Raw genomic sequence first — 20,696 nt, 5'->3', positions numbered from 1 at the left:
TTCACGCGCGGGTGTAACTTTCTTCACACGTCTATCTTGCGTTTTGCCTTAAAGTGAGGCGCATGAACGCACCACTCACCTCCGACCAGCAAACCACCTTGGCTCGCGCCGAGCGCCAAGCGCAAGTCGTGCAAGCCCTGCTGCAAGTGCTGCCCCAGCACGCCCTGCTCTACACCACCGAGGACACCGTGCCTTACGAGTGCGACGGCCTCACCGCTTACCGCGCTCGCCCCATGTGCGTGGCATTGCCCGAGACCGTGGACCAAGTGCAAGCCGTGCTCAAGACCTGTTACGCACTCGATGTGCCCGTGGTCGCACGAGGCGCAGGCACGGGCTTGTCGGGTGGCGCGATGCCGCACACCATGGGCGTGACGCTGTCATTGGCCAAGTTCAACCAAATCCTCAACATCGACCCCGTCGCCCGAACTGCGGTGGTGCAGTGCGGTGTGCGCAACCTCGCCATCAGCGAAGCGGTGTCGCAATACGGGCTGTACTACGCACCAGATCCATCCAGCCAAATTGCTTGCACCATCGGTGGCAACGTGGCCGAGAACTCGGGTGGCGTGCATTGTTTGAAATACGGCCTCACCGTGCACAACGTGCTCAAGGTGAAGGGCTTCACCATCGAAGGCGAGCCGATTGAGTTTGGCAGCGATGCACTCGACACACCGGGCCTCGACCTATTGCCCGTGGTGGTGGGCAGCGAAGGCATGTTGGCCGTGACGACCGAAGTGACCGTCAAGCTCGTACCCAAGCCACAACTGGCACGCTGCATCATGGCCAGCTTTGACGATGTGCGCAAAGCGGGTGATGCCGTGGCAGCGGTGATTGCCGCAGGCATCATCCCGGCCGGCTTAGAAATGATGGATGGCCCCATGACCGCCGCCGTGGAAGACTTTGTGCACGCCGACTACGACCTGAGCGCCGCCGCAATTTTGCTGTGCGAGAGCGACGGCACGCCCGAAGAAGTGGAAGAAGAAATTGGCCGCATGAGCGAAGTGCTGCGCGGCTGCGGCGCAACCGCCATCACCGTGAGCCGTGACGAAGCGCAACGCATGAAGTTTTGGAGCGGCCGCAAAAACGCGTTCCCCGCTTCGGGCCGCATCAGCCCCGACTACATGTGCATGGACAGCACCATCCCGCGCAAGCGTTTGGCCGACATTTTGCAAGCCATTCAAGAGATGGAAAAGAAATACCAGCTGCGCTGCTTGAACGTGTTCCACGCAGGCGATGGCAACTTGCACCCACTGATTCTGTTTGATGCAAACGACCCCGACCAAATGCACCGCTGCGAACAGTTTGGCGCAGACATTTTGGAAACCAGCGTGGCCATGGGCGGCACGGTCACGGGCGAGCACGGCGTGGGCATCGAGAAGGTGAACAGCATGTGCGTGCAGTTCAGCGCCGAAGAAAACGAACAGATGTTTGGCGTGAAGCGCGCCTTTGACAGCAAGGGGCTACTCAACCCCGGCAAGGTCATCCCCACCCTGCACCGCTGCGCCGAATACGGCAAGATGTTGGTGCGTGCGGGGCAGATTAAGCATCCGGATTTGCCGAGGTTTTAAGCTCGGTTTATTTCTAGAAGAGTCTTGACGTCTTCTAGATCTCTTTCACGATTGGCCGCTCTCTTTGACTCCAGCAAGTGCGGAAAAGAAATCATAGGTATTTTCATGCCCTCTTTCATAAGAAAGAGAGCCTTGCTGTATGCCTCACTGAATGAAATGCCGTCTATAGAAGTCAGCAACTCGATGCGAAACGAATGAATTGGAATGATTGCCTTCGGAGCGCCCATTCGTTTGACTTGCTTGTCATCAAGCTCAATGCCCATAGCAGCGAATGCGAGACGTAATTGATGGATATTTCTGCTGCTAGTATCAATCAGAAGATCTAAGTCTTTAGTGACGCGAACATGTCCGTAATAAATCACAGCATGCCCACCAACTATCAAAAATCGGACGTTATGTTTGAGCAAGTCCTTAATGAAATATAACTCAACAGCATTTAAACAAAGCATCTCCAGTGCTTTTACTTAACTCTCTCTGCCAGAGCAGTTGCAATTTCAGCGGCCGCCTCAGCTAGCCCTTTTCGCATAAGCCTGTCTGCAGGTGAACCTGCAGCACCACCAAAGCCGTTTTGCCAAGTTACGCCTGCTAAGACTTGTCCATTGTGCGTGCTGTTCATTCTGGCGCTAGCACTTTGCGGCAATTCGTCATAACCTCCACCTCCACGCACAGTCAAAATTGCATCGATACCTTGGTTTTTAAATTTAGCCAAGCCTTCTGGACGTGCAATTTCGATTTCATTCAAATTAAGGCGAACCATCATGCTTGATGTCGTTGAGGCATCAATGACGGTAAAACCACGGTTCGACAACTCAACGCCAACGGAGTCTGCTAACAGGCCTCCACCCGGAGCAAAGGCAATTACTTTTACCGTGTGCTTTGCTTGATTTGAAACCGGAAGAGATGAGACTTTTGAAGAAGCACATCCCGTTAGAAACAAAGCTATTGAGACAAAGAAAAGTGAAACCGCTTTACCCATATAAAACTCCAATAAATTTATTGTCGGCAGCTATGTTTGCCTGTGGAACAACACTGAACAAACCTTATTTTTACATACAAAAGAATTCACTATTTGCTGTAATTGCGCCCACCAAATATCGCCGTCCCCACCCGCACCATCGTGCTGCCCGCCTTCACGGCGGCTTCTAGGTCGCCCGTCATGCCCATCGACAGAGTGTCGAACTGGGGCAAGTTCAATGCGGCTTTCACCTTGTCAAACAAGGCGCGTGCTTTGGCATGCACCGCCACTTGCGCCTCAAAGCCTTCCACGGGGTCGGGGATGGTCATCAGGCCCCGCAACACCAAGCGAGGCAGCTTGGCTACTTCGGTGGCCAGCACCAACACATCCGTAGGGGCAATGCCTGATTTGGTTTCGCCACCGTCGATGTTGACTTGCAGGCACACGTTGAGCGGCGCTAGGTGTGCGGGGCGTTGGTCGCTCAACCGCTGCGCAATCTTCAAACGGTCCACCGTGTGCGCCCAGTCAAAGTGCTCGGCCACCAGTTTGGTTTTGTTGCTTTGGATGGGGCCAATGCAGTGCCAGACCAATGCGGGCTGAACAGCTTGCAAGGCGGTGATTTTGTCCACGCCTTCTTGGATGTAGTTTTCGCCAAAGTCACGTTGACCGCAGGCGGCGACTTGGCGTACATCGTCTGCACCGAAGGTTTTGGACACGGCTAACAACTGCACGCTGTCAGCCCCGCGGCCACTGGCTGCGCAAGCTGCTGTGATGCGCGCTTGAACCGTGTGAAGGTTGTCACGTAAGACGTGGTCTGAATTGCTCATGTTGGGGCTACTTTAACAAGGCGCGCACGGGTTACCTGTGTGACATGTGTGGGCGTTGGTCTACCCCTATGATGCAGCGCAGTTCAACCCTCTACTGGTACACACACATGTCTAGCATCAACGCCAAAACCTACGAACCCGCCGCTTCTGCCCACGTTGCCTTCATCGGCATGGGCGTGATGGGCTACCCCATGGCCGGCCACTTGGCCATCGCAGGCCATGCGGTGACGGTGTACAACCGCTCCCCCGCCAAGGCCGAAGCTTGGGTGAAAGAGTTTGCCAACAGCAAAGCCCCCAAGAGCGCACTGACCCCACGCGAAGCCGCCAAAGGCGCCAGCATTGTGTTTTGCTGCGTGGGCAATGACGACGATTTGCGCTCGGTGGTGTTTGGTGCTGACGGCATGCTGGCAGGCATGGAACCAGGCACGGTGTTGGTGGACCACACCACGGCCTCTGCTGATGTGGCCCGAGAGATCTACACAGCGGCTAAAAACCTCGGCATTCATTTCATCGACGCCCCCGTGTCAGGCGGTCAAGGTGGCGCACAAAACGGCATGCTCACTGTGATGTGCGGTGGCGATGCGCTCGTATTCGAACGCGTCAAACCTGTCGCCATGGCTTTCTCTCGCGCCTTCACCTTGATGGGCGAGCCAGGCGCTGGTCAGCTAACCAAGATGGTGAACCAAATCTGTATCGCTGGCTTGGTGCAAGGCCTGAGCGAAGCAATTGCCTTCGGCCAAAAAGCAGGCCTCGACATGAACCTTGTGCTCGACGTGATTGGCAAAGGCGCCGCGCAAAGCTGGCAAATGGACAACCGTGGCAAGACCATGGTGGCCGACAAATTTGACTTTGGCTTTGCCGTGGACTGGATGCGCAAAGATTTGGGCCTCGTCTTTGACGAAGCCAAGCGCAACGGCGCCGTACTGCCCGTGACACAAATGGTTGATCAGTTCTACGGTGACGTGCAAAAGATGGGCGGCAACCGTTGGGACACATCTAGCCTGATCAAGCGTTTACGCTAAGCAAGCGCGCAGCAAAAAGCCCCGCATGCGGGGCTTTTTTTATGACCGTCGTACCGCTTATTTGATGGGCGTGACAACGGGTTGTTGCGAGGTCGTTGGTTTGGGCGCATTGAGATCGACCGACTGTGAAGTGCTGCTGCGTTTGGGTTGCATGGCGCGCAATTCATCTTCTGTGATGTATTCAAACACGCGCACCACACGCTTGACACCGCTCACACCTCGCACGACGTCTGTCGCGCGCTGTGACTCACGTTGTGTGACTCGCCCCATCAGGTAAATCGTGCCGCGCTCACCCACCACTTTGAAGATGTTGGCAAAGACATCTTCCGTGTCCACCATGGAGGCTTTCACTTTGGCGACCAGTAAGGCATCGCTCGCGCGATCACCAGCAGTTGAGGCTGGACCAATGGTCAACTCATTCACCACGGCGCGTACGTTTTCTACACGGCCGATCAATGATTCAACTTGGCGACGCACCGTGTCGTTCGACACTTGACCTGTGATCAACACCTGACGGTTGTAGCTGGTGATGCTGACATGCTCTTTGCTGCCAAAGTTTTCGCGAATGGCCGTCGCGCTGCGTTGCTCAATGCCTTCGTCTTCGACTTGGATGCCTGTCGAGCGACGGTCGCTAGCCACCATGGCTCCACCGATAACGCCACCAAACATCAAAGGTGCGGCGCACGAGGCAAGGCCTAAACACATGACCAATGTGGACAACAACGATGCAGTTGATTTGTTCAACAATTTCATTCTTTACCCTCTGTGTCACCCAACAATTGCGCATCGACACCATCGCAAATGCAATGGATGGCGAGCAAGTGGACTTCTTGAATTCGTGCGGTACGGTCGTGCGGCACGCAAATATGAACATCGGTTTCGCGCAAGGCTTGGTTCATCTTGCCGCCGCCTTTGCCGGTGAGAGCCACCACGGTCATGTCACGTTCATGGGCCGCTTGAATTGCTGCCAACACATTGGGAGAGCTGCCGCTGGTGGTGATGGCCAACAGCACATCGCCCGACTGCCCCAAAGCGCGGACTTGTTTGGCAAAAATTTGTTCGTAGCTGTAATCGTTGGCCACAGCCGTGAGGATGGAGCTATCCGTGGTGAGTGCAATGGCGCCCAGCTCTGGACGTTCACGCTCAAATCGCCCCACAAACTCAGCGGCAAAGTGTTGTGCATCGGCGGCAGAGCCCCCATTGCCACACGCCAGCACTTTGCCACCACTGGTGACGCTGGCGAGCACCGCTGACACGGCCGCCGCGATGGGTTTGGACAGGACTTGCGCGGCCTGATATTTCAGGTCGGCTGAGTCGATGAAGTGTTGTTCAATACGTTGCTCAAGCATGGCTCAATGATACCTTTTGTGACTGCGTGATGCGCTTTGCTCAATCTGCGTCAAATGCGGCTTTGAGCCACTCTAGCCCTTCACCTTGGAGCGCCACGACATCAAACCGACATGGGGGTATGTGTCGCAGTTTCAACAGGTAGTGGCGAGCTGCAAACACGATTCGCCGTCGCTTGGACTGTGTCACGCTGGCTACGGCTCCGCCGTGCTCGCTGCTGGCGCGTTTCCTGACTTCGACGAACACCAAGGTGCCATCGCTGGCTTGCATGATCAAATCTATCTCTCCACCGCCCCGACCAGGCGTCCGATAATTGCGTTGTACGAGTTTCAAACCTTGGGTTTGTAAATAGTGCAACGCGCGGTCTTCGGCTGCATCCCCCTTTTGCTTGGTGGTAATTAGCAATTGCGTATGCATTTGCTTATGGCCATCGGGTTTGTTCACAGCACCTCCTTGATGAACACCAACTTTGACACTGCTTTGTCGGCCGCACACGCCGCCACAGCCGCCCAGAACCATCCCACAGGTACGCTTTATGTGGTGGCCACGCCTATTGGCAATTTGGCCGACATCAGCTTGCGTGCGCTGCATGTGCTGAGTCTTTGCGACACACTGGCTTGCGAGGACACGCGCCACTCACAAACTTTGCTGCGCGCCTACGGCATCGACAAACAAGCTTCTCACTGGCTGGCTGTGCACCAGCACAACGAAGCAGAGGCGGCGCAAGAGGTGATTCGTCGTTTGCATGCAGGGCAGCGCGTGGCTTACGTGAGCGATGCTGGCACCCCCGCCGTGAGTGACCCGGGCGCACGTTTAGCCTGGCAAGTTCAAAGCGCCGGTTTGCGGGTGATTCCTTTGCCTGGCGCCAGCAGCGTGACATCACTGCTGAGTGCTTCTGGCACGCCAGCCCCAGACTCGTCGGGCTTTGTGTTTGTTGGCTTCTTGCCATCAAAGGCCACTGAGCGCAGCCATGCTGTTGAAGTAGTGAGTCAAGAGCCACGCACGCAAGTGCTACTTGAGGCCCCACACCGCATTGAGGCCCTCGCCACTGCGCTGGGGGCTTTGGGTGCGCGGCACGTCACGATTGGGCGTGAGCTAACAAAGCAGTTTGAAGAAATTGCCACAGTTGCCGCACAAGACCTGAGCACTTGGTTACAGGGCCATCCTCAGCGTACGCGCGGCGAATTTGCTTTGGTGGTACACGCGCAACCTCAAGTGCTTGCAGCAGGATCTGACAACGACCGTTTGCTGAAAATTTTGATGCAAGAGTTGCCACTCAAGACCGCAGTGAAGGTCGCGGCTGAAATCAGCGGTGAGGCAAAAAATGCACTGTATGACCGTGCGCTGGCGTTAAAGCAAGCAACTTCTGATTGACACATGTGGTGCGGCTGGCGGGGATCGAACCCACGACCCTTGGCTTCGGAGGCCAATACTCTATCCACTGAGCTACAGCCGCACTTTGTCAGCTGTTGATTGTAGGGGCGCCGCTATAATTTCCGCAGTTTTAGAGATAGTCCACAGGATTTAAAAATGAGCCACGACAACCACGATCAATCGCACTCAACTTCACAAGTTTTCTCGTCCACGATGAAGACATTTGTCTTGCCCGTGTTGGTAGTTGTTGGCTTGGTTGCTTACATTGCCGCCTCTTTCCGTCCTCAAGTCGTCACCACCTCAAACCCCAACGAAGCTGTTGAGGCTCGTATTCAAAAGGTGGGCGCAGTTGAAATTAAGGATGCCAACCGTGCTGCACGTTCTGGCGAAGAAGTGTTCAAAGCTCAATGCTCGACTTGCCATGCCACGGGAGCTGCAGGCTCTCCTAAATTTGGCGATGCGGCTGCTTGGGGTCCACGCATTGCGAAAGGCTTTGATGCGTTGATGACTTCTGCACTCAAGGGCAAAGGCAATATGGGCCCACAGGGCGGCGGCAACTTTGAAGACTACGAAGTGGGCCGCGGTGTTGCCTATATGGCGAACGCTGCCGGTGCTAAGTTTGCTGAACCGAAAAAGCCCGAAGCGAAATAAGCACAGTTGTATTTCAAAAAGCCGCTCCATGAGCGGCTTTTTTGTTTTCACCCATTGCGTGCTTGCTGTGGGCTTCTTACATAGCCGAACCGCTGTGGTAACGCTCTTGTTTCTAGTTCTTGCGGCACCCACAGCCCAGCCTCGATGAGCTCTGCCGCTTGCAACATGTCTTGGGTATGTACCAAGCCAAAGCCTTGCTCTGTGTCGAGGTACACGCGTCCATGGTCATCCATGATGCAGCGTTGCATTCGCGCGGACACACCTGTGTGTGATTGAATCGATCCGTCTGGTTGCAATCGCCAGACCCAAGGCGTTGCTTCTAGCTCAACATAAACACGCTGTGGACCATTTTGAAAATACCATTGCCCCTGCGCGTCACTCGCATAGTTTCGCCCAATGAAGGCGACTAGCTTTTCGTGTGTGAGCCTCGACCCTTTGCTTTGTACAAAGCTACCTTTTGCTTGAGTTTGGTCATCACGCATGTACCAATCACCGCGCGCGTCCAAGCCCAACCAACCGTAGCAGTCGGGCACATTTGGCCATTTGGCCATGGCTTGCTTGACGAGATCATCCATGTTGTGTCATCCACTCCATCACGGCCCAAGGCATTTCTTGCAAATCGGCAGGAAAGCGGCCAGACGCAAAACCAACGTGCCCACCTTGGTCAGGTTGCCAGAGTGTGACATGGTCACTCACTTGGTCTTGCGTAGGCAAGCAACTAGCGGGGACAAACGGATCGTTACGGGCATTCAACACCAAAGCCGGCACCTGAATGCGTGACAAACCTGGCTTTGCACTTGCCCTGTCCCAATAATCATCTGTACCTCTAAACCCATGCAAGGGCGCTGTAAAGACATCATCAAATGCGTACAGGGTGTCTGCCGCCATTAATTCTTGGGGATCAAATAAGTTCGGGTACTGCTGTAGCTTTTGCATGGCGCGTGGCTTCATCGTGGCCAAGAACATGCGGGCATAGACCGCCTTGTTGAATCCTGTATCAATAGCGTTGCCGCTTGCTGTCAAGTCGATTGGCGAACAGATGGATGTCACCCCGTTGACGACTTGTGTGGCGGCTTGGCCCATTTCGCCTGCCCAACGCATGAGTGCGTTCCCGCCAAGGGAAACACCTGCGGCAAAGATAGCCCCCGCGTGTTCTGCATGAAAACGCTTGAGCATCCAGTCCACTTCTTCGAAATCACCCGAGTGATAGGCCCTGGGTGCCCAATTGATTTCACCGCTGCAACCTCTGAAATGAGGCACAGCCATGTGCCAACCCCGGAGCTGTGCTTCTTGTGCAAAAGCTTGCGCGTAGTGGCTACTCGATGACCCTTCCAGCCCATGAAAAAGCACCAATAAGGGGGCGTCATCAGGCAGATCAACAGTAGACAAGTGCCAATCGACATCGACAAAGTCGCCATCTGGCGTGTCCCAGCGCTCACGAGCCCAACGGGGCTTGGGGCCAACATAGCGTCGGGCGAGTTTTGCCGAGTAAATGGTTTGCGCATTACCCCCTGGCAACCACCAAGGGGATTTGTAATCCCAAATCAATGCAGAACCTGTGGCGCGGCGTGGGCTTCTGCGTGTGTGGGCGCGGTTCCTGGGCTGGCATGGTGTGCCACCATCCGCCAACCTTGCGCTGTGCGCTGATACACATTGGTGGCAACCACCGCAGCTTCTTGTGTGCCGTCCGTGGTGAGCAAGGCGATGCGCTCAATCACGTTGTGCATGGCGCTGGTGAGTGACTCGACTTTGCAAATGTGCTCTGGCCGCGCCGCGATGGTGCCATTGGCAAACATCGCTTCAAATGCAGCACGAATACTGGCACTGCCAACAAGTCGCGGGCCACCTGGATGTACGCAGACAATATCGTCTTCGTCCGCCCAGCAGCTCATGAGTTTTTCAATGTCGCCGGTTTGCAAGGCTTCATAGAACTGGGCTTCAATGGCGTCTGCTGTACCGCCCACAGTGGCAGCTCGGAGTTTGGCTTTAGGCATGGGCAAATTGTCCACTCATTTTGGGGCAATAAAAAAGCCCCAACCGTGAGGGAGGGGCTTTTGAACGCTGACGCGCACAGCAATTACTTGTGGGCGCGGTAGCGGCGCAAGGCCGACAATTCAGCGGCCAAGATGGCCAACTCAGAGCGAGCACGGGCCAAATCAACTTCTGATTTTGCGTTCTTCACGGCTTCTTCAGCTGCAAGTTTGGCTGCGTTTGCTTTTTCTTCGTCCATGTCTTTGCCGCGCACAGCGGTGTCAGACATGACGGTGACGCAGTCAGGTTGCACTTCAAGAATGCCGCCTGCTACGAAAACAAACTCTTCCCCACCATCAGCTGTGTGGATGCGCACCGAACCTGGACGGATGCGTGAAATCAGCGGCGTGTGGCGCGGATAGATACCGAGCTCGCCCGCTTCGCCTGGCAAAGCCACAAAAGTGGCTTCGCCCGAGAAGATGGACTCTTCTGCGCTGACAACATCTACGTGGATGGTACTCATAGGATCTCTCAGATCTTCTTAGCTTTTTCGAACGCTTCGTCGATGGTACCGACCATGTAGAAGGCTTGTTCTGGCAAGTGATCGCACTCACCGTTCACAATCATCTTGAAGCCACGGATGGTTTCAGCCAAGGTCACGTATTTACCGGGAGAACCAGTGAACACTTCAGCAACGTGGAAAGGCTGAGACAAGAAACGTTGGATCTTACGAGCGCGGGCCACAGCCAGCTTGTCTTCGGGAGCCAATTCGTCCATGCCCAAAATCGCGATGATGTCACGCAATTCTTTGTAGCGTTGCAGCGTACCTTGCACAGCGCGAGCTGTGGAGTAGTGCTCTTCGCCCACAACCAATGGGTCCAATTGACGGCTAGTGGAATCCAGTGGGTCAACCGCAGGGTAGATACCCAAAGCGGCGATGTCACGAGACAACACAACGGTCGAGTCCAAGTGAGCGAAGGTGGTCGCTGGAGATGGGTCGGTCAAGTCGTCAGCTGGCACGTAAACGGCTTGGATCGAAGTGATCGAACCCACTTTGGTAGAGGTAATACGCTCTTGCAAGCGGCCCATTTCTTCGGCCAGTGTAGGTTGGTAACCCACAGCAGAAGGCATACGGCCCAACAAAGCGGACACTTCAGTACCGGCCAAGGTGTAACGGTAGATGTTGTCCACGAAGAACAACACGTCACGACCTTCGTCACGGAAAGATTCAGCGATGGTCAAACCTGTCAAGGCCACGCGCAAACGGTTGCCAGGAGGCTCGTTCATCTGACCGTAAACCATGGCCACTTTGGACTCGCCCAAGTTCTCCAAGTTCACAACGCCAGAGTCGGCCATCTCGTGATAGAAGTCGTTACCTTCACGGGTACGCTCACCCACACCAGCGAACACAGACAAACCGCTGTGTGCTTTCGCGATGTTGTTGATGAGTTCCATCATGTTCACGGTTTTACCCACACCCGCACCACCGAACAAGCCAACCTTACCGCCTTTGGCGAAAGGACAGACCAAGTCGATCACCTTGATGCCGGTCTCGAGCAATTCTTGCGAAGGGCTGAGTTCGTCATAGGCAGGGGCCTTACGGTGGATAGAAGCGGTTTGGGCTTGGTCAACAGGACCACGTTCGTCGATGGGGTTACCCAACACGTCCATGATGCGGCCGAGAGTGGCTTTACCCACTGGCACGGTGATACCGGCAGCAGTGTTAGTCACCATCAAACCACGACGCAGACCGTCAGAAGAACCCAACGCGATGGTACGGACGATGCCGTCACCCAGCTGCTGCTGAACTTCCAGAGTCAGTGAAGTGCCTTCGAGCTTGAGCGCGTCGTAGACCTTGGGCATTTGGTCGCGTGGGAACTCGACGTCCACCACCGCGCCAATACATTGAACAATTTTGCCTTGGGCTTGAGCCATTTTTTGCTCCAAAAATTAAAATCAGACAGCAGCCGCACCTGCAACGATTTCCGAAAGTTCTTTCGTAATCGCCGCTTGACGCGTCTTGTTGTAAACCAGTTTGAGTTCGTTGATCACGTTCCCAGCGTTGTCGGTCGCAGACTTCATCGCAACCATACGGGCCGATTGCTCGGACGCCATACTTTCAGCCACGGCTTGATACACCATAGCTTCCACGTAGCGGAGCAACAATTCGTCGATGACGGTTTGTGCGTCCGGTTCGTAGATGTAGTCCCAAGTGCTGTGCACTTCGTGCGTTTTCAGCACTTCAGCCGACAAGGGCAGAAGTTGCTCAACCACAGCTTCTTGCTTCATGGTATTGATGAAACGCGTGTAGCACAGCTGGACCGAATTGATCTCACCGTTGACATACGCATCCAACAACACCTTGACTGGGCCAATGAGTTTGTCCAAATGGGGGGTGTCACCCAATTGGGTAGCTTGCGCCACAACCTTGACGCCAGAGCGATTCAAGAAACCCAAACCCTTGTTACCAATAGCCACAGCTTGCGCTTTGTGACCAGTGGTTTGCAAGTCGCGCAACTTGTTGGACACCATACGCAACACGTTGGTGTTCAAACCGCCGCACAAGCCTTTGTCTGTGGTCACCACGATAAAACCTTCATCCTTGGCGTGATTCACTTCCATGAAGGGGTGAACATACTCAGGATTGGCCTTGCCGAGGTTAGCCGCAACGTGACGAATCTTCTCGCTGTAAGGGCGAGCCGCACGCATGCGATCTTGCGCCTTACGCATCTTAGACGCGGCGACCATTTCCATGGCTTTGGTGATCTTCTTGGTGTTTTCCACCGATTTGATCTTGCCGCGAATTTCCTTACCTGCTGCCATTTGAGGCTCCTTGTGTCAGGTACGGATTAAGCGAAGGTTTTCTTGAACGCAGTCAATGCTGCGGTCAGTTCGGCCTCGGCATCTTTGTCCATGGCTTTGTCGGCTTCGAGTTTGGCCAACAGAGCAGCGTGCTTGTCTTTGAGGTAAGCATGCATTTCATATTCAAAGTGCAGAACTTGTTTGACTTCGATGTCGTCCATGTAGCCTTTGTTCACCGCAAACAGGGTTGCACCCATGATGCTGATGGACTGTGGGCTGTACTGAGCTTGCTTGAGCAATTCAGTCACGCGAGCACCGCGATCGAGTTGTTTACGTGTGGCTTCGTCGAGGTCAGACGCGAACTGAGCAAACGCTGCCAATTCACGGTACTGCGCCAAGTCGGTACGGATACCACCGGACAAGTTCTTGACCAATTTCGTTTGCGCTGCACCACCCACGCGAGACACTGAAATACCAGCGTTAATCGCGGGACGGATACCGGCGTTGAACAACGAAGTTTCCAAGAAGATTTGACCATCCGTGATCGAAATCACGTTGGTTGGCACGAATGCAGACACGTCACCAGCTTGGGTTTCAATGATTGGCAAAGCAGTCAGTGAACCAGTCTTGCCTTTGACAGCGCCTTTGGTGAAGGCTTCAACGTAGTCGGCGTTCACGCGAGCGGCACGCTCCAACAAACGGCTGTGGAGATAGAACACGTCGCCAGGGTAAGCTTCGCGGCCTGGTGGGCGACGCAACAGCAAAGACACTTGGCGGTAAGCCACAGCTTGCTTAGACAAATCGTCATACACGATCAAGGCGTCTTCGCCACGGTCGCGGAAGTATTCGCCCATCGTGCAACCTGAGTAGGCTGACACGTATTGCATCGCTGCAGATTCAGAGGCAGAAGCGGCCACCACAATGGTGTATTCCATCGCACCAGCTTGCTCCAAAGCACGCACCACGTTTTTGATCGACGAGGCTTTTTGGCCAATCGCGACGTAAACGCAAGTCATGTTTTGACCTTTTTGGTTGATGATGGCGTCGATCGCAACAGCGGTTTTACCTGTTTGACGGTCACCAATGATCAACTCACGTTGACCACGGCCGACGGGCACCATGGAGTCAACAGACTTCAAACCCGTTTGCATGGGTTGGCTCACAGATTCGCGAGCGATAACGCCAGGCGCAACCTTTTCGATCACGTCGGTCATCTTGGCGTTGATTGGGCCTTTGCCGTCGATAGGCTGACCCAACGCGTTCACCACGCGGCCAATGAGTTCAGGGCCGACTGGCACTTCCAAAATGCGACCTGTACATTTGACGATGTCGCCTTCAGAGATGTGCTCGTACTCACCCAAGATCACAGCACCGACCGAGTCACGCTCGAGGTTCAGGGCCAGACCGAATGTGTTGTTGGGGAATTCCAACATTTCGCCTTGCATCACGTCAGACAGACCGTGCACGCGAACGATACCGTCAGTCACCGACAAAACGGTGCCTTGGTTACGAACGTTGGCGTCATTAGCCAAACCTTCGATACGGCTCTTAATCAGCTCAGAGATTTCTGCTGGATTGAGTTGCATGACTCTTTCCTTCTTTCTTGTTAGGGCTGACAGGCATTAAGCCGTCAGCGCAACTTTCATTTGATCTAAACGGGCTTTGACAGAAGTGTCGAGCACTTCGTCACCCACCACCACGCGAATACCGCCAATCAGCTCAGGCTGCAAGGCCACAGAGACGTTGAGTTTGCGAGCAAAACGCTTTTCGAGAGCAGCCTTCACATCAGCCAAGGCTGCTGCGTCGATGTCGAAAGCGCTGTACACAACAGCGTCTGCCGTACCGCTTTGCGCGTTGACATGGGCACGGAATTGCGCAGCCACTTCAGGCAATGCGCTCAGGCGACCGTTGTCAATCACGGTGTGCAAAAAGTTTTGCGCAGCGGTTGGCAATTTGGATTTGGCGACACCCGAAATCAAATCAAACACTTGGCTTGATGTAACTTTGGGGCTATCCGCAAATTGCAGCAATTGGGCGTTCCCAGCGATCGCTGCGAGCTCATCGAGCCATGCAGCGGTACCACTCAGGTCTGCGGCCGAAGCCTTGAACAGAGCTTCTGCGTAAGGGCGGGCAATGGTGGCGAGTTCGGCCATGTTGTCCTCTTACAGCTCAGTCTTCAGACGACCCAACAAGTCGGCGTGAACGCTGGCGTTGACTTCCTTGCGGAGAATCTGCTCTGCGCCTTTGACAGCCAATGCAGCCACTTGCTCACGCAGGGCTTCACGTGCTTTCACGACTTCTTGCGCAGCTTCTGCATGAGCAGCAGCCACAATCTTTTTCGCTTCTTCCGAGGCATGCGCCTTGGCTTCGTCGATCAAGTGCTGGGCGCGACGCTCGGCGTCAGCCAACAAAGCGGTAGATTCGTTGCGGGTCTCAGCCAGCTTCAATTCCACTTCTTTGTGCGCGTTGGACAGTTCAATCTTGGCATGTTCGGCCGCAGCCAAACCATGGGCAATTTTTTCTGAACGTTCGTCAAGAGCGCTTGCGATGGGAGGCCACACAAATTTCATTGTGAACCACACCAAGATCGCAAAAACGATCATCTGGACGAACAGGGTTGCGTTGATACTCACGGCAACACCTTTCTTTTGGTAGTTGCGAGAATTACTTCAGAACGAAGGGGTTTGCGAAAGCAAACATCATGGCGATACCAACGCCGATCAAGAACGCAGCGTCGATCAAACCAGCCAACAAGAACATCTTGGTTTGCAATTCGTTCATCAATTCTGGTTGACGTGCAGCAGCTTCGAGGTACTTGCTACCCATGATGCCGATACCGATACATGCACCGATAGCGCCCAAACCAATGATGAGGCCAGCTGCGAGTGCGACGTAACCGAGGATGTGTTCCATTTTGTTGCTCCTAAAGAATGGATGAGAGAGAAAAGTTAAGAAAAAACCGAAATCAGTGCGCCTTAGTGGGCGTCATGCGCTTGACCCACATACACGAGCGTCAACATCATGAAGATGAAGGCTTGCAATGTGATGATCATGATGTGGAAGATGGCCCAAATCGAACCAGCAATGATGTGACCGATCGGCAACAAGATGCCCGGCAATGAAGTGGCAGCAGCGCCACCCATCAAGGCGATCAACATGAACACCAATTCGCCAGCGTACATGTTGCCAAAGAGTCGCATGCCATGCGACACGGTCTTGGCCGCGAATTCAATCATCTGCATGATGAAGTTCACAGGCCACAAGAGGGGATGTGCACCAAAGGGAGCGCAGAACAATTCGTGGATCCAGCCGCCTACGCCCTTGATCTTCATGTTGTAAAACACGCAGACCAACAACACAGAAGTCGACAAACCCAAAGTTGTTGACAAATCAGCCGAAGGCACCACGCGCATGTAAGCGTGATGCGCATCACCACCGTTCGCACCGTAGATGATTTCCCAAATTTTGGGGAACAAATCAACAGGGAACAAGTCCATGGCGTTCATCAAGAAAATCCAAACGAACACCGTCAAAGCCAGAGGCGCAACCAACTTACGGCTCTCGGCGTTGTGAATGATGCCCTTAGCTTGGCTGTCCACCATTTCAACCAAGATTTCCACAGCAGCCTGGAAGCGGCCGGGCGCGTGAGCAGTCGCACCGCGCGCAGCACGCCACAAGAAGAAACTAGCCACCACACCCAACAACACAGACCAAAAAATAGAGTCCAAGTTGTAAACGGAAAAGTCAATGACGCCGGCCATTGGCTTGTTTTGCAGATGCGTCAGGTGGTGAACGATGTATTCACCAGCGGTCGGACCATGTTCAACAGACATTCGTTCGCTCTTTTTTAAGTTGGTTTGACTGGGTAAAACACTTTGCGAAAGCCTAGCGCCACCCAATACACCTTCATTGTCACCACCAGACCCGCCAACATGGCAGGCCAGCTCAAATCATTCACCAAACGCGGCGCCGCAAATAGCATTGCCACCGTCAGGCCTATCTTGACCATCTCCCAAAGGAAAAAGCCAAACACCGCAGCGCCAGCATTGACCGAGGCAACCCGACTGGTCAAACCTCGCGCAAACAACGCCGCAGGGACAATCACAGCCAGCGCGCCGTAAAGTGCTGAATAAACCGCAGCTATACGCCCTGACACAAGCCACACAAGACCTGCCACCAAGAGCCCTAGCATCGCCTGGACTCCCACCACCCGCCATACCGACAGAAGGGGCTGATGTTTGCGCAACTCAGCAGCCTGTTCGGCAGTAAGTGGCTCAAACGTTTCTTGTACGTCTTCCTGATCTTCGGGGTGTATTCTGGTCATGTTTGTTTACGCCCAGGTTACATCCGTCATGTCTCTATAGAACCAAGAATTGTACGTGATAACCCATACGCTTTTGAGTCTATCGCACCAAGAAGAGGATAATTTGAGCCATGACAAGCCCCAGCACACCCCAAGAAAACCCTCGCGCAGACTCACTGATCGAGTACCCAAGCCTTTTCCCCATCAAAGTCATGGGCGAGCGGGTTGACGGTTTTGTGCATGCCGTCACTTACATTGCAGAGCAATTCGACCCCGCATTTGACGCCAGCACCATCGAACTGCGTGAAAGCAAGGGCGGTAAGTATTTAGGCGTCACTATCACCGTGACAGCTACCAGCCGCGAGCAGCTGGACGAGCTTTACCGCACCCTCACCTCTCACCCTTTGGTGAAAGTAGTGCTGTGATCAAACACCTTGGCCGCGTGCCCTACCTGCCCACCTATCAGGCCATGCAGGATTTCACAGCGACACGCACGCCTGAGACACCTGATGAACTCTGGGTTTGCGAACACCCCCCCGTGTTCACGCAAGGCCTTGCTGGACACGAAGACCATTTGCTAGCCCCGGGGGACATTCCTGTGGTGGCTACTAACCGCGGCGGACAAGTCACATTCCACGGCCCTGGGCAAGTGGTGGCATACCCCTTGATCGACCTCCAACGCGCAGGCTACTACGTCAAGGAATACGTGTACCGCATTGAAGAGGCAGTGATTCGCACACTCGACCACTTTGGCATCACTGGCCATCGCGTGTCTGGCGCACCCGGCATTTACGTACGCTTAGACAACCCGAGCAGCCACGCCATGCTGGCACAGCGTCCGCAAAAAAATGCCAGCAAAGACCCAAACTTTGCCGGGCTCGGCAAAATTGCTGCGCTTGGCATCAAGGTCAGCCGCCATTGCACGTACCACGGCGTCGCCCTGAACGTGGCCATGGACTTATCCCCCTACCAGCGCATCAACCCTTGTGGCTATCAAGGCCTGCAAACGGTTGATCTTTCTACAATCGGCGTATCGGTCAGTTGGCAAGAGGCCGCTGACGTTTTGAGCCAAAAGCTCGTCACCCATTTGGCGCCCTGATACAGGGCCATTCACACAGGCTTTATCGCGATGTCCACCCCAGAAAACCAAGTCGTGCGCGAAGCGCAAACCGTCGAAAACTACAACGCTTCTGCCAAGCAAAAAGCCGCCGCCAAACTCTCACGCATCCCCGTGAAAGTGGAACAAAGCGAAGTGCTGAAAAAGCCTGATTGGATTCGCGTCAAAGCCGGCTCGCCCTCGACACGTTTTTACGAAATCAAAGACGTGCTGCGCGCCAACAAATTGGTGACCGTGTGCGAAGAAGCCAGCTGCCCCAACATTGGCGAATGCTTTGGCAAAGGCACGGCCACCTTCATGATCATGGGCGACAAGTGCACACGCCGCTGCCCCTTCTGCGATGTGGGTCACGGTCGCCCTGATCCACTCGACGTGAACGAGCCAGAAAACTTAGCCAAAACCATTGCGGACTTGAAGCTGAAATACGTGGTGATTACTAGTGTCGATCGCGATGACTTGCGCGATGGCGGCAGCCAACATTTTGTAGATTGCATTCGACGCACACGCGAGCTGTCACCCCAAACGCAAATTGAAATTTTGGTCCCCGACTTCCGAGGCCGTGATGACCGCGCCTTGGAGATTCTCAAAGCCGCACCGCCTGATGTGATGAACCACAATTTAGAGACCGTGCCGCGCCTCTACAAAGAAGCACGCCCCGGCAGCGACTACGCGTTCAGCCTGAACTTACTCAAGAAGTTCAAGGCCTTGTTTCCCAACGTCCCCACCAAGAGCGGCTTGATGGTGGGCCTTGGCGAAACAGACGAAGAAATTTTGCAGGTGATGCAAGACATGCGCGATCACAACATCGACATGCTCACCATCGGTCAATACTTAGCACCCAGCACCAGCCACATCCCTGTGCGCCGCTATGTGCACCCAGACACGTTCAAGATGTTTGAAGAAAAAGCCTACGAGATGGGCTTCACACACGCAGCCGTCGGTGCCATGGTGCGATCGTCATACCACGCAGACCAGCAGGCTCACGCCGCGCTTAACCCTTAAGCCCCATCAACTCGGCAGGCTCATCGCTGGCGAGTACCTCTTGTGCCCACGCTTCCAAGCGTGCGGCATCGGCGCGAATCACCTCTTGCTTCACCGCCAAGATTTGCGTGGGATGCATCGAGAAGCTGCGCAAGCCCAAGCCCAACAACAAACGGGTCATGGCTGGATCGCCAGCCATTTCGCCACACACACTCACGCTCTTGCCTTGGATTCGGCTCTCGGCAATCGTGTCTGCCAACAATCGCAAAACCGCTGGGTGCAATGGGTCATACAAATGCGCAACCAGTTCGTCCGCACGGTCAATCGCCAAGGTGTATTGAATCAGGTCGTTGGTTCCCACAGACAAAAAGTCGAAGTGCTGCAAGAACATCTTCACGCTCAATGCCGCAGCAGGAACTTCAATCATGGCACCCACTTTGACAGGGCCAAACACTTCTCCACGGGCGTCTAATTGCTGACGCGCTTTGTCAATGAGTGACAGCGTTTGTTTGATTTCTCTCGCGTGGGCCAGCATTGGAATTAACAGATGCACTTGCCCGTGAGCGGCCGCTCGCAAAATAGCACGCAACTGCGTCAAGAACATGGCCGGATCGGCCAAGCTCCAGCGAATGGCTCGCAGACCCAAGGCTGGATTCAAATGTGTTTCATCTTTGACCGTGCGATCCAAGGGCTTGTCTGCACCAATATCCACCGTTCGAATGGTGACGGGCAGCCCCTTCATGCCGTCCACGGCACGCCTATAGGCAAGGTACTGCTCTTGTTCATCAGGCAGCGCGCCTGCGCGGCCCATGAACAAAAATTCACTACGGAACAAACCAACGCCGACAGCGCCTACATCCAATGCTGCAGGCGAGTCCTCTGGCATTTCAATATTGGCCAACAAATCCACGCGTTGCCCATCCAACGTCACGGCTGGCGTATGACGCAAGCGCAAGAGACGTTCGCGCTCTAAATCGGCTTGACGCTGTTTGAATCCGTACTCGGCCAAGATGATGGGCGAGGGGTTGACGATGACAACGCCGGCATCACCATCGATGATGATCCAATCGTCTTGGCGCACCAGCTGGCTGGCTGTTCGCGCCCCCACCACCGCAGGAATATCCAAACTGCGCGCCACGATGGCGGTATGCGATGTCTTGCCGCCCACATCGGTCACAAAACCCGTGAACACGCTTTGCTTGAATTGCAGCATGTCTGCGGGTGACAAGTCATGAGCCACCAAAACCAACGGCACGTCCATGTCGTCATCCAGCTGCAAATCTTGCTGGCGAGCTTGGTTGCTGCGTTTAACAGCGGGGTGGGGCATGACCTGCGTCACGCCTTTCATGTGTCGCAGCATGCGCTCGACCACTTGCTCTAAATCACCTTTGCGCTCGCGCAAATAGGGATCATCCATTTCGTCGAATTGACGCGCCACCACATCTAACTGCGAGGTCAAAGCCCACTCAGCGTTATACAAACGCTCTTTGATCCAGCTCGTGACGCCTTCTTCCAACATGCTGTCTTGGAGCAGCATCAGATGGACTTCCAAGATGGCGGACAACTCGGGCGGCGAGTCCTTGGGCAAGTTGTCATGCAGATGATTCAACTCAGCCAGCACAGCCTCACGCGCTTGTCCTAAACGCCGAAGCTCCGAACTCACCTGCTCATGCGCGATGAAGTAATGCGCCACATCGACACGGCTAGAAGCGACCAACACGGCTCGCCCAATGGCGATACCGCGTGCAACTGCCAGACCGTGAACTGAAAACGTCATCTCG

Annotated in this window: 26 protein-coding genes and 1 tRNA gene; 7 read left to right on the top strand and 20 right to left on the bottom strand. The window is 54.6% G+C overall.

What is annotated here, in order from left to right:
- The first annotated feature begins 62 nt into the window (after positions 1 to 62).
- Positions 63 to 1,565, top strand: coding sequence for an FAD-linked oxidase C-terminal domain-containing protein (locus tag QMG27_RS00925; protein ID WP_281812224.1), 1,503 nt, complete (start codon positions 63 to 65; stop codon positions 1,563 to 1,565).
- Here the strand turns inward: QMG27_RS00925 and QMG27_RS00920 are convergent.
- From QMG27_RS00920 to QMG27_RS00910, 3 genes are all read right to left on the bottom strand, one after another.
- Entirely contained in the window at positions 1,562 to 2,014 is a 453-nt protein-coding gene (locus tag QMG27_RS00920) for a nucleotidyltransferase (protein ID WP_281812223.1), read from the bottom strand. The genes QMG27_RS00925 and QMG27_RS00920 overlap by 4 nt on opposite strands.
- Positions 2,015 to 2,025: 11 nt before the next feature.
- Complete coding sequence (locus QMG27_RS00915; RefSeq protein WP_281812221.1) at positions 2,026 to 2,541, bottom strand: hypothetical protein; 516 nt, start codon at positions 2,539 to 2,541, stop codon at positions 2,026 to 2,028.
- A gap of 89 nt (positions 2,542 to 2,630) precedes the next feature.
- Positions 2,631 to 3,347, bottom strand: coding sequence for a YggS family pyridoxal phosphate-dependent enzyme (locus QMG27_RS00910; protein ID WP_281812219.1), 717 nt, complete (start codon positions 3,345 to 3,347; stop codon positions 2,631 to 2,633).
- 107 nt (positions 3,348 to 3,454) lie between these two features.
- On the opposite strand from QMG27_RS00910, the gene QMG27_RS00905 reads away from it, so the two are divergent.
- Positions 3,455 to 4,369: an NAD(P)-dependent oxidoreductase gene (locus QMG27_RS00905; protein WP_281812217.1), complete on the top strand. Its 915-nt coding sequence runs from the start codon at positions 3,455 to 3,457 to the stop codon at positions 4,367 to 4,369.
- A 57-nt stretch (positions 4,370 to 4,426) separates the two neighbouring features.
- On the opposite strand, the gene QMG27_RS00900 is transcribed toward QMG27_RS00905, so the two are convergent.
- The 3 genes from QMG27_RS00900 to QMG27_RS00890 are packed head-to-tail and all read right to left on the bottom strand — an operon-like array spanning position 4,427 to position 6,133.
- Positions 4,427 to 5,122 (bottom strand): BON domain-containing protein, encoded by a 696-nt coding sequence (locus tag QMG27_RS00900; protein ID WP_281812215.1) that lies wholly within the window; start codon positions 5,120 to 5,122, stop codon positions 4,427 to 4,429.
- A complete protein-coding gene (locus QMG27_RS00895) occupies positions 5,119 to 5,718 on the bottom strand; it encodes a phosphoheptose isomerase (RefSeq protein ID WP_281812213.1) in 600 nt (199 codons plus the stop codon). Before QMG27_RS00895 ends, QMG27_RS00900 begins: the two co-directional genes overlap by 4 nt.
- Before the next feature lie 40 nt (positions 5,719 to 5,758).
- Positions 5,759 to 6,133 (bottom strand): YraN family protein, encoded by a 375-nt coding sequence (locus QMG27_RS00890; protein WP_281812211.1) that lies wholly within the window; start codon positions 6,131 to 6,133, stop codon positions 5,759 to 5,761.
- A gap of 39 nt (positions 6,134 to 6,172) precedes the next feature.
- Here QMG27_RS00890 and rsmI point away from each other — a divergent pair, with 39 nt between their 5' ends.
- On the top strand, positions 6,173 to 7,090 hold the full coding sequence (gene rsmI / locus QMG27_RS00885; RefSeq protein ID WP_281812209.1) for a 16S rRNA (cytidine(1402)-2'-O)-methyltransferase: 918 nt from the start codon (positions 6,173 to 6,175) through the stop codon (positions 7,088 to 7,090).
- A 6-nt stretch (positions 7,091 to 7,096) separates the two neighbouring features.
- On the opposite strand, the gene QMG27_RS00880 is transcribed toward rsmI, so the two are convergent.
- Positions 7,097 to 7,172: transfer RNA gene (locus tag QMG27_RS00880), tRNA-Arg, on the bottom strand.
- Positions 7,173 to 7,246: 74 nt separating this feature from the next.
- Between QMG27_RS00880 and QMG27_RS00875 the strand changes: the two genes are divergently transcribed.
- On the top strand, positions 7,247 to 7,741 hold the full coding sequence (locus tag QMG27_RS00875; protein ID WP_281812207.1) for a c-type cytochrome: 495 nt from the start codon (positions 7,247 to 7,249) through the stop codon (positions 7,739 to 7,741).
- Between the two features lie 47 nt (positions 7,742 to 7,788).
- Here the strand turns inward: QMG27_RS00875 and QMG27_RS00870 are convergent, their stop codons facing one another.
- From QMG27_RS00870 to QMG27_RS00815, 12 genes are all read right to left on the bottom strand, one after another.
- Positions 7,789 to 8,316 carry a DUF2946 family protein gene (locus QMG27_RS00870; RefSeq protein ID WP_281812205.1) on the bottom strand — a complete coding sequence of 176 codons (528 nt, stop codon included), beginning with the start codon at positions 8,314 to 8,316 and terminating at the stop codon, positions 7,789 to 7,791.
- The gene (locus QMG27_RS00865) at positions 8,309 to 9,289 is read right to left on the bottom strand and encodes an alpha/beta fold hydrolase (RefSeq protein ID WP_281812203.1); all 981 of its coding nucleotides are present in this window, start codon (positions 9,287 to 9,289) and stop codon (positions 8,309 to 8,311) included. The genes QMG27_RS00870 and QMG27_RS00865 overlap by 8 nt, the downstream gene beginning before the upstream one ends.
- Entirely contained in the window at positions 9,286 to 9,735 is a 450-nt protein-coding gene (locus QMG27_RS00860) for a nuclear transport factor 2 family protein (protein WP_281812201.1), read from the bottom strand. Before QMG27_RS00860 ends, QMG27_RS00865 begins: the two co-directional genes overlap by 4 nt.
- 83 nt (positions 9,736 to 9,818) lie before the next feature.
- Complete coding sequence (locus tag QMG27_RS00855; protein ID WP_281812198.1) at positions 9,819 to 10,235, bottom strand: F0F1 ATP synthase subunit epsilon; 417 nt, start codon at positions 10,233 to 10,235, stop codon at positions 9,819 to 9,821.
- Between the two features lie 8 nt (positions 10,236 to 10,243).
- Positions 10,244 to 11,647: a F0F1 ATP synthase subunit beta gene (gene atpD / locus QMG27_RS00850; RefSeq protein WP_281812196.1), complete on the bottom strand. Its 1,404-nt coding sequence runs from the start codon at positions 11,645 to 11,647 to the stop codon at positions 10,244 to 10,246.
- 21 nt (positions 11,648 to 11,668) lie between these two features.
- Positions 11,669 to 12,535, bottom strand: coding sequence for a F0F1 ATP synthase subunit gamma (gene atpG / locus QMG27_RS00845; RefSeq protein WP_281812194.1), 867 nt, complete (start codon positions 12,533 to 12,535; stop codon positions 11,669 to 11,671).
- A gap of 26 nt (positions 12,536 to 12,561) precedes the next feature.
- On the bottom strand, positions 12,562 to 14,100 hold the full coding sequence (atpA, locus tag QMG27_RS00840) for a F0F1 ATP synthase subunit alpha (protein WP_281812192.1): 1,539 nt from the start codon (positions 14,098 to 14,100) through the stop codon (positions 12,562 to 12,564).
- A 36-nt stretch (positions 14,101 to 14,136) separates the two neighbouring features.
- Entirely contained in the window at positions 14,137 to 14,667 is a 531-nt protein-coding gene (locus QMG27_RS00835; RefSeq protein ID WP_281812190.1) for a F0F1 ATP synthase subunit delta, read from the bottom strand.
- A gap of 9 nt (positions 14,668 to 14,676) precedes the next feature.
- Positions 14,677 to 15,147, bottom strand: coding sequence for a F0F1 ATP synthase subunit B (locus tag QMG27_RS00830; protein ID WP_281812188.1), 471 nt, complete (start codon positions 15,145 to 15,147; stop codon positions 14,677 to 14,679).
- Positions 15,148 to 15,178: 31 nt separating this feature from the next.
- On the bottom strand, positions 15,179 to 15,427 hold the full coding sequence (gene atpE / locus QMG27_RS00825; RefSeq protein ID WP_281812186.1) for a F0F1 ATP synthase subunit C: 249 nt from the start codon (positions 15,425 to 15,427) through the stop codon (positions 15,179 to 15,181).
- 62 nt (positions 15,428 to 15,489) lie between these two features.
- Complete coding sequence (atpB, locus tag QMG27_RS00820) at positions 15,490 to 16,347, bottom strand: F0F1 ATP synthase subunit A (RefSeq protein ID WP_281812184.1); 858 nt, start codon at positions 16,345 to 16,347, stop codon at positions 15,490 to 15,492.
- A gap of 14 nt (positions 16,348 to 16,361) precedes the next feature.
- The gene (locus QMG27_RS00815) at positions 16,362 to 16,838 is read right to left on the bottom strand and encodes an ATP synthase subunit I (RefSeq protein WP_281812182.1); all 477 of its coding nucleotides are present in this window, start codon (positions 16,836 to 16,838) and stop codon (positions 16,362 to 16,364) included.
- A 110-nt stretch (positions 16,839 to 16,948) separates the two neighbouring features.
- Between QMG27_RS00815 and QMG27_RS00810 the strand changes: the two genes are divergently transcribed.
- From QMG27_RS00810 to lipA, 3 genes are read left to right on the top strand one after another with little or no spacing between them, the layout of a single operon-like run.
- On the top strand, positions 16,949 to 17,242 hold the full coding sequence (locus QMG27_RS00810) for a DUF493 family protein (protein ID WP_281812180.1): 294 nt from the start codon (positions 16,949 to 16,951) through the stop codon (positions 17,240 to 17,242).
- A 44-nt stretch (positions 17,243 to 17,286) separates the two neighbouring features.
- On the top strand, positions 17,287 to 17,916 hold the full coding sequence (gene lipB / locus QMG27_RS00805) for a lipoyl(octanoyl) transferase LipB (protein ID WP_281814691.1): 630 nt from the start codon (positions 17,287 to 17,289) through the stop codon (positions 17,914 to 17,916).
- 30 nt (positions 17,917 to 17,946) lie between these two features.
- Complete coding sequence (gene lipA, locus QMG27_RS00800) at positions 17,947 to 18,936, top strand: lipoyl synthase (protein ID WP_281812178.1); 990 nt, start codon at positions 17,947 to 17,949, stop codon at positions 18,934 to 18,936.
- Here lipA and ptsP read toward each other — a convergent pair.
- Positions 18,926 to 20,692, bottom strand: a complete 1,767-nt coding sequence (ptsP, locus tag QMG27_RS00795) for a phosphoenolpyruvate--protein phosphotransferase (protein WP_281812176.1) — start codon at positions 20,690 to 20,692, stop codon at positions 18,926 to 18,928. The two genes, lipA and ptsP, sit on opposite strands and share 11 nt — an antisense overlap.
- Positions 20,693 to 20,696: the final 4 nt, after the last annotated feature.

The organism is Limnohabitans sp. MORI2 (assembly GCF_027925025.1).
Lineage (GTDB): Bacteria > Pseudomonadota > Gammaproteobacteria > Burkholderiales > Burkholderiaceae_C > Limnohabitans.
Note: the sequence above shows the minus strand (reverse complement) of the source record. Positions and strands in the feature narration are given on the sequence as shown.

Excerpts from the sequence above, each read along its gene's own strand:
- QMG27_RS00925 (WP_281812224.1), top strand. The coding sequence starts at position 63 with ATGAACGCACCACTCACCTCCGACCAGCAAACCACCTTGGCTCGCGCC.
- QMG27_RS00920 (WP_281812223.1), bottom strand. The coding sequence starts at position 2,014 with ATGCTTTGTTTAAATGCTGTTGAGTTATATTTCATTAAGGACTTGCTC.
- QMG27_RS00915 (WP_281812221.1), bottom strand. The coding sequence starts at position 2,541 with ATGGGTAAAGCGGTTTCACTTTTCTTTGTCTCAATAGCTTTGTTTCTA.
- QMG27_RS00910 (WP_281812219.1), bottom strand. The coding sequence starts at position 3,347 with ATGAGCAATTCAGACCACGTCTTACGTGACAACCTTCACACGGTTCAA.
- QMG27_RS00905 (WP_281812217.1), top strand. The coding sequence starts at position 3,455 with ATGTCTAGCATCAACGCCAAAACCTACGAACCCGCCGCTTCTGCCCAC.
- QMG27_RS00900 (WP_281812215.1), bottom strand. The coding sequence starts at position 5,122 with ATGAAATTGTTGAACAAATCAACTGCATCGTTGTTGTCCACATTGGTC.
- QMG27_RS00895 (WP_281812213.1), bottom strand. The coding sequence starts at position 5,718 with ATGCTTGAGCAACGTATTGAACAACACTTCATCGACTCAGCCGACCTG.
- QMG27_RS00890 (WP_281812211.1), bottom strand. The coding sequence starts at position 6,133 with ATGCATACGCAATTGCTAATTACCACCAAGCAAAAGGGGGATGCAGCC.
- rsmI (WP_281812209.1), top strand. The coding sequence starts at position 6,173 with ATGAACACCAACTTTGACACTGCTTTGTCGGCCGCACACGCCGCCACA.
- QMG27_RS00875 (WP_281812207.1), top strand. The coding sequence starts at position 7,247 with ATGAGCCACGACAACCACGATCAATCGCACTCAACTTCACAAGTTTTC.
- QMG27_RS00870 (WP_281812205.1), bottom strand. The coding sequence starts at position 8,316 with ATGGATGATCTCGTCAAGCAAGCCATGGCCAAATGGCCAAATGTGCCC.
- QMG27_RS00860 (WP_281812201.1), bottom strand. The coding sequence starts at position 9,735 with ATGCCTAAAGCCAAACTCCGAGCTGCCACTGTGGGCGGTACAGCAGAC.
- QMG27_RS00855 (WP_281812198.1), bottom strand. The coding sequence starts at position 10,235 with ATGAGTACCATCCACGTAGATGTTGTCAGCGCAGAAGAGTCCATCTTC.
- atpD (WP_281812196.1), bottom strand. The coding sequence starts at position 11,647 with ATGGCTCAAGCCCAAGGCAAAATTGTTCAATGTATTGGCGCGGTGGTG.
- atpG (WP_281812194.1), bottom strand. The coding sequence starts at position 12,535 with ATGGCAGCAGGTAAGGAAATTCGCGGCAAGATCAAATCGGTGGAAAAC.
- atpA (WP_281812192.1), bottom strand. The coding sequence starts at position 14,100 with ATGCAACTCAATCCAGCAGAAATCTCTGAGCTGATTAAGAGCCGTATC.
- QMG27_RS00835 (WP_281812190.1), bottom strand. The coding sequence starts at position 14,667 with ATGGCCGAACTCGCCACCATTGCCCGCCCTTACGCAGAAGCTCTGTTC.
- atpE (WP_281812186.1), bottom strand. The coding sequence starts at position 15,427 with ATGGAACACATCCTCGGTTACGTCGCACTCGCAGCTGGCCTCATCATT.
- atpB (WP_281812184.1), bottom strand. The coding sequence starts at position 16,347 with ATGTCTGTTGAACATGGTCCGACCGCTGGTGAATACATCGTTCACCAC.
- QMG27_RS00815 (WP_281812182.1), bottom strand. The coding sequence starts at position 16,838 with ATGACCAGAATACACCCCGAAGATCAGGAAGACGTACAAGAAACGTTT.
- QMG27_RS00810 (WP_281812180.1), top strand. The coding sequence starts at position 16,949 with ATGACAAGCCCCAGCACACCCCAAGAAAACCCTCGCGCAGACTCACTG.
- lipB (WP_281814691.1), top strand. The coding sequence starts at position 17,287 with ATGCAGGATTTCACAGCGACACGCACGCCTGAGACACCTGATGAACTC.
- lipA (WP_281812178.1), top strand. The coding sequence starts at position 17,947 with ATGTCCACCCCAGAAAACCAAGTCGTGCGCGAAGCGCAAACCGTCGAA.
- ptsP (WP_281812176.1), bottom strand. The coding sequence starts at position 20,692 with ATGACGTTTTCAGTTCACGGTCTGGCAGTTGCACGCGGTATCGCCATT.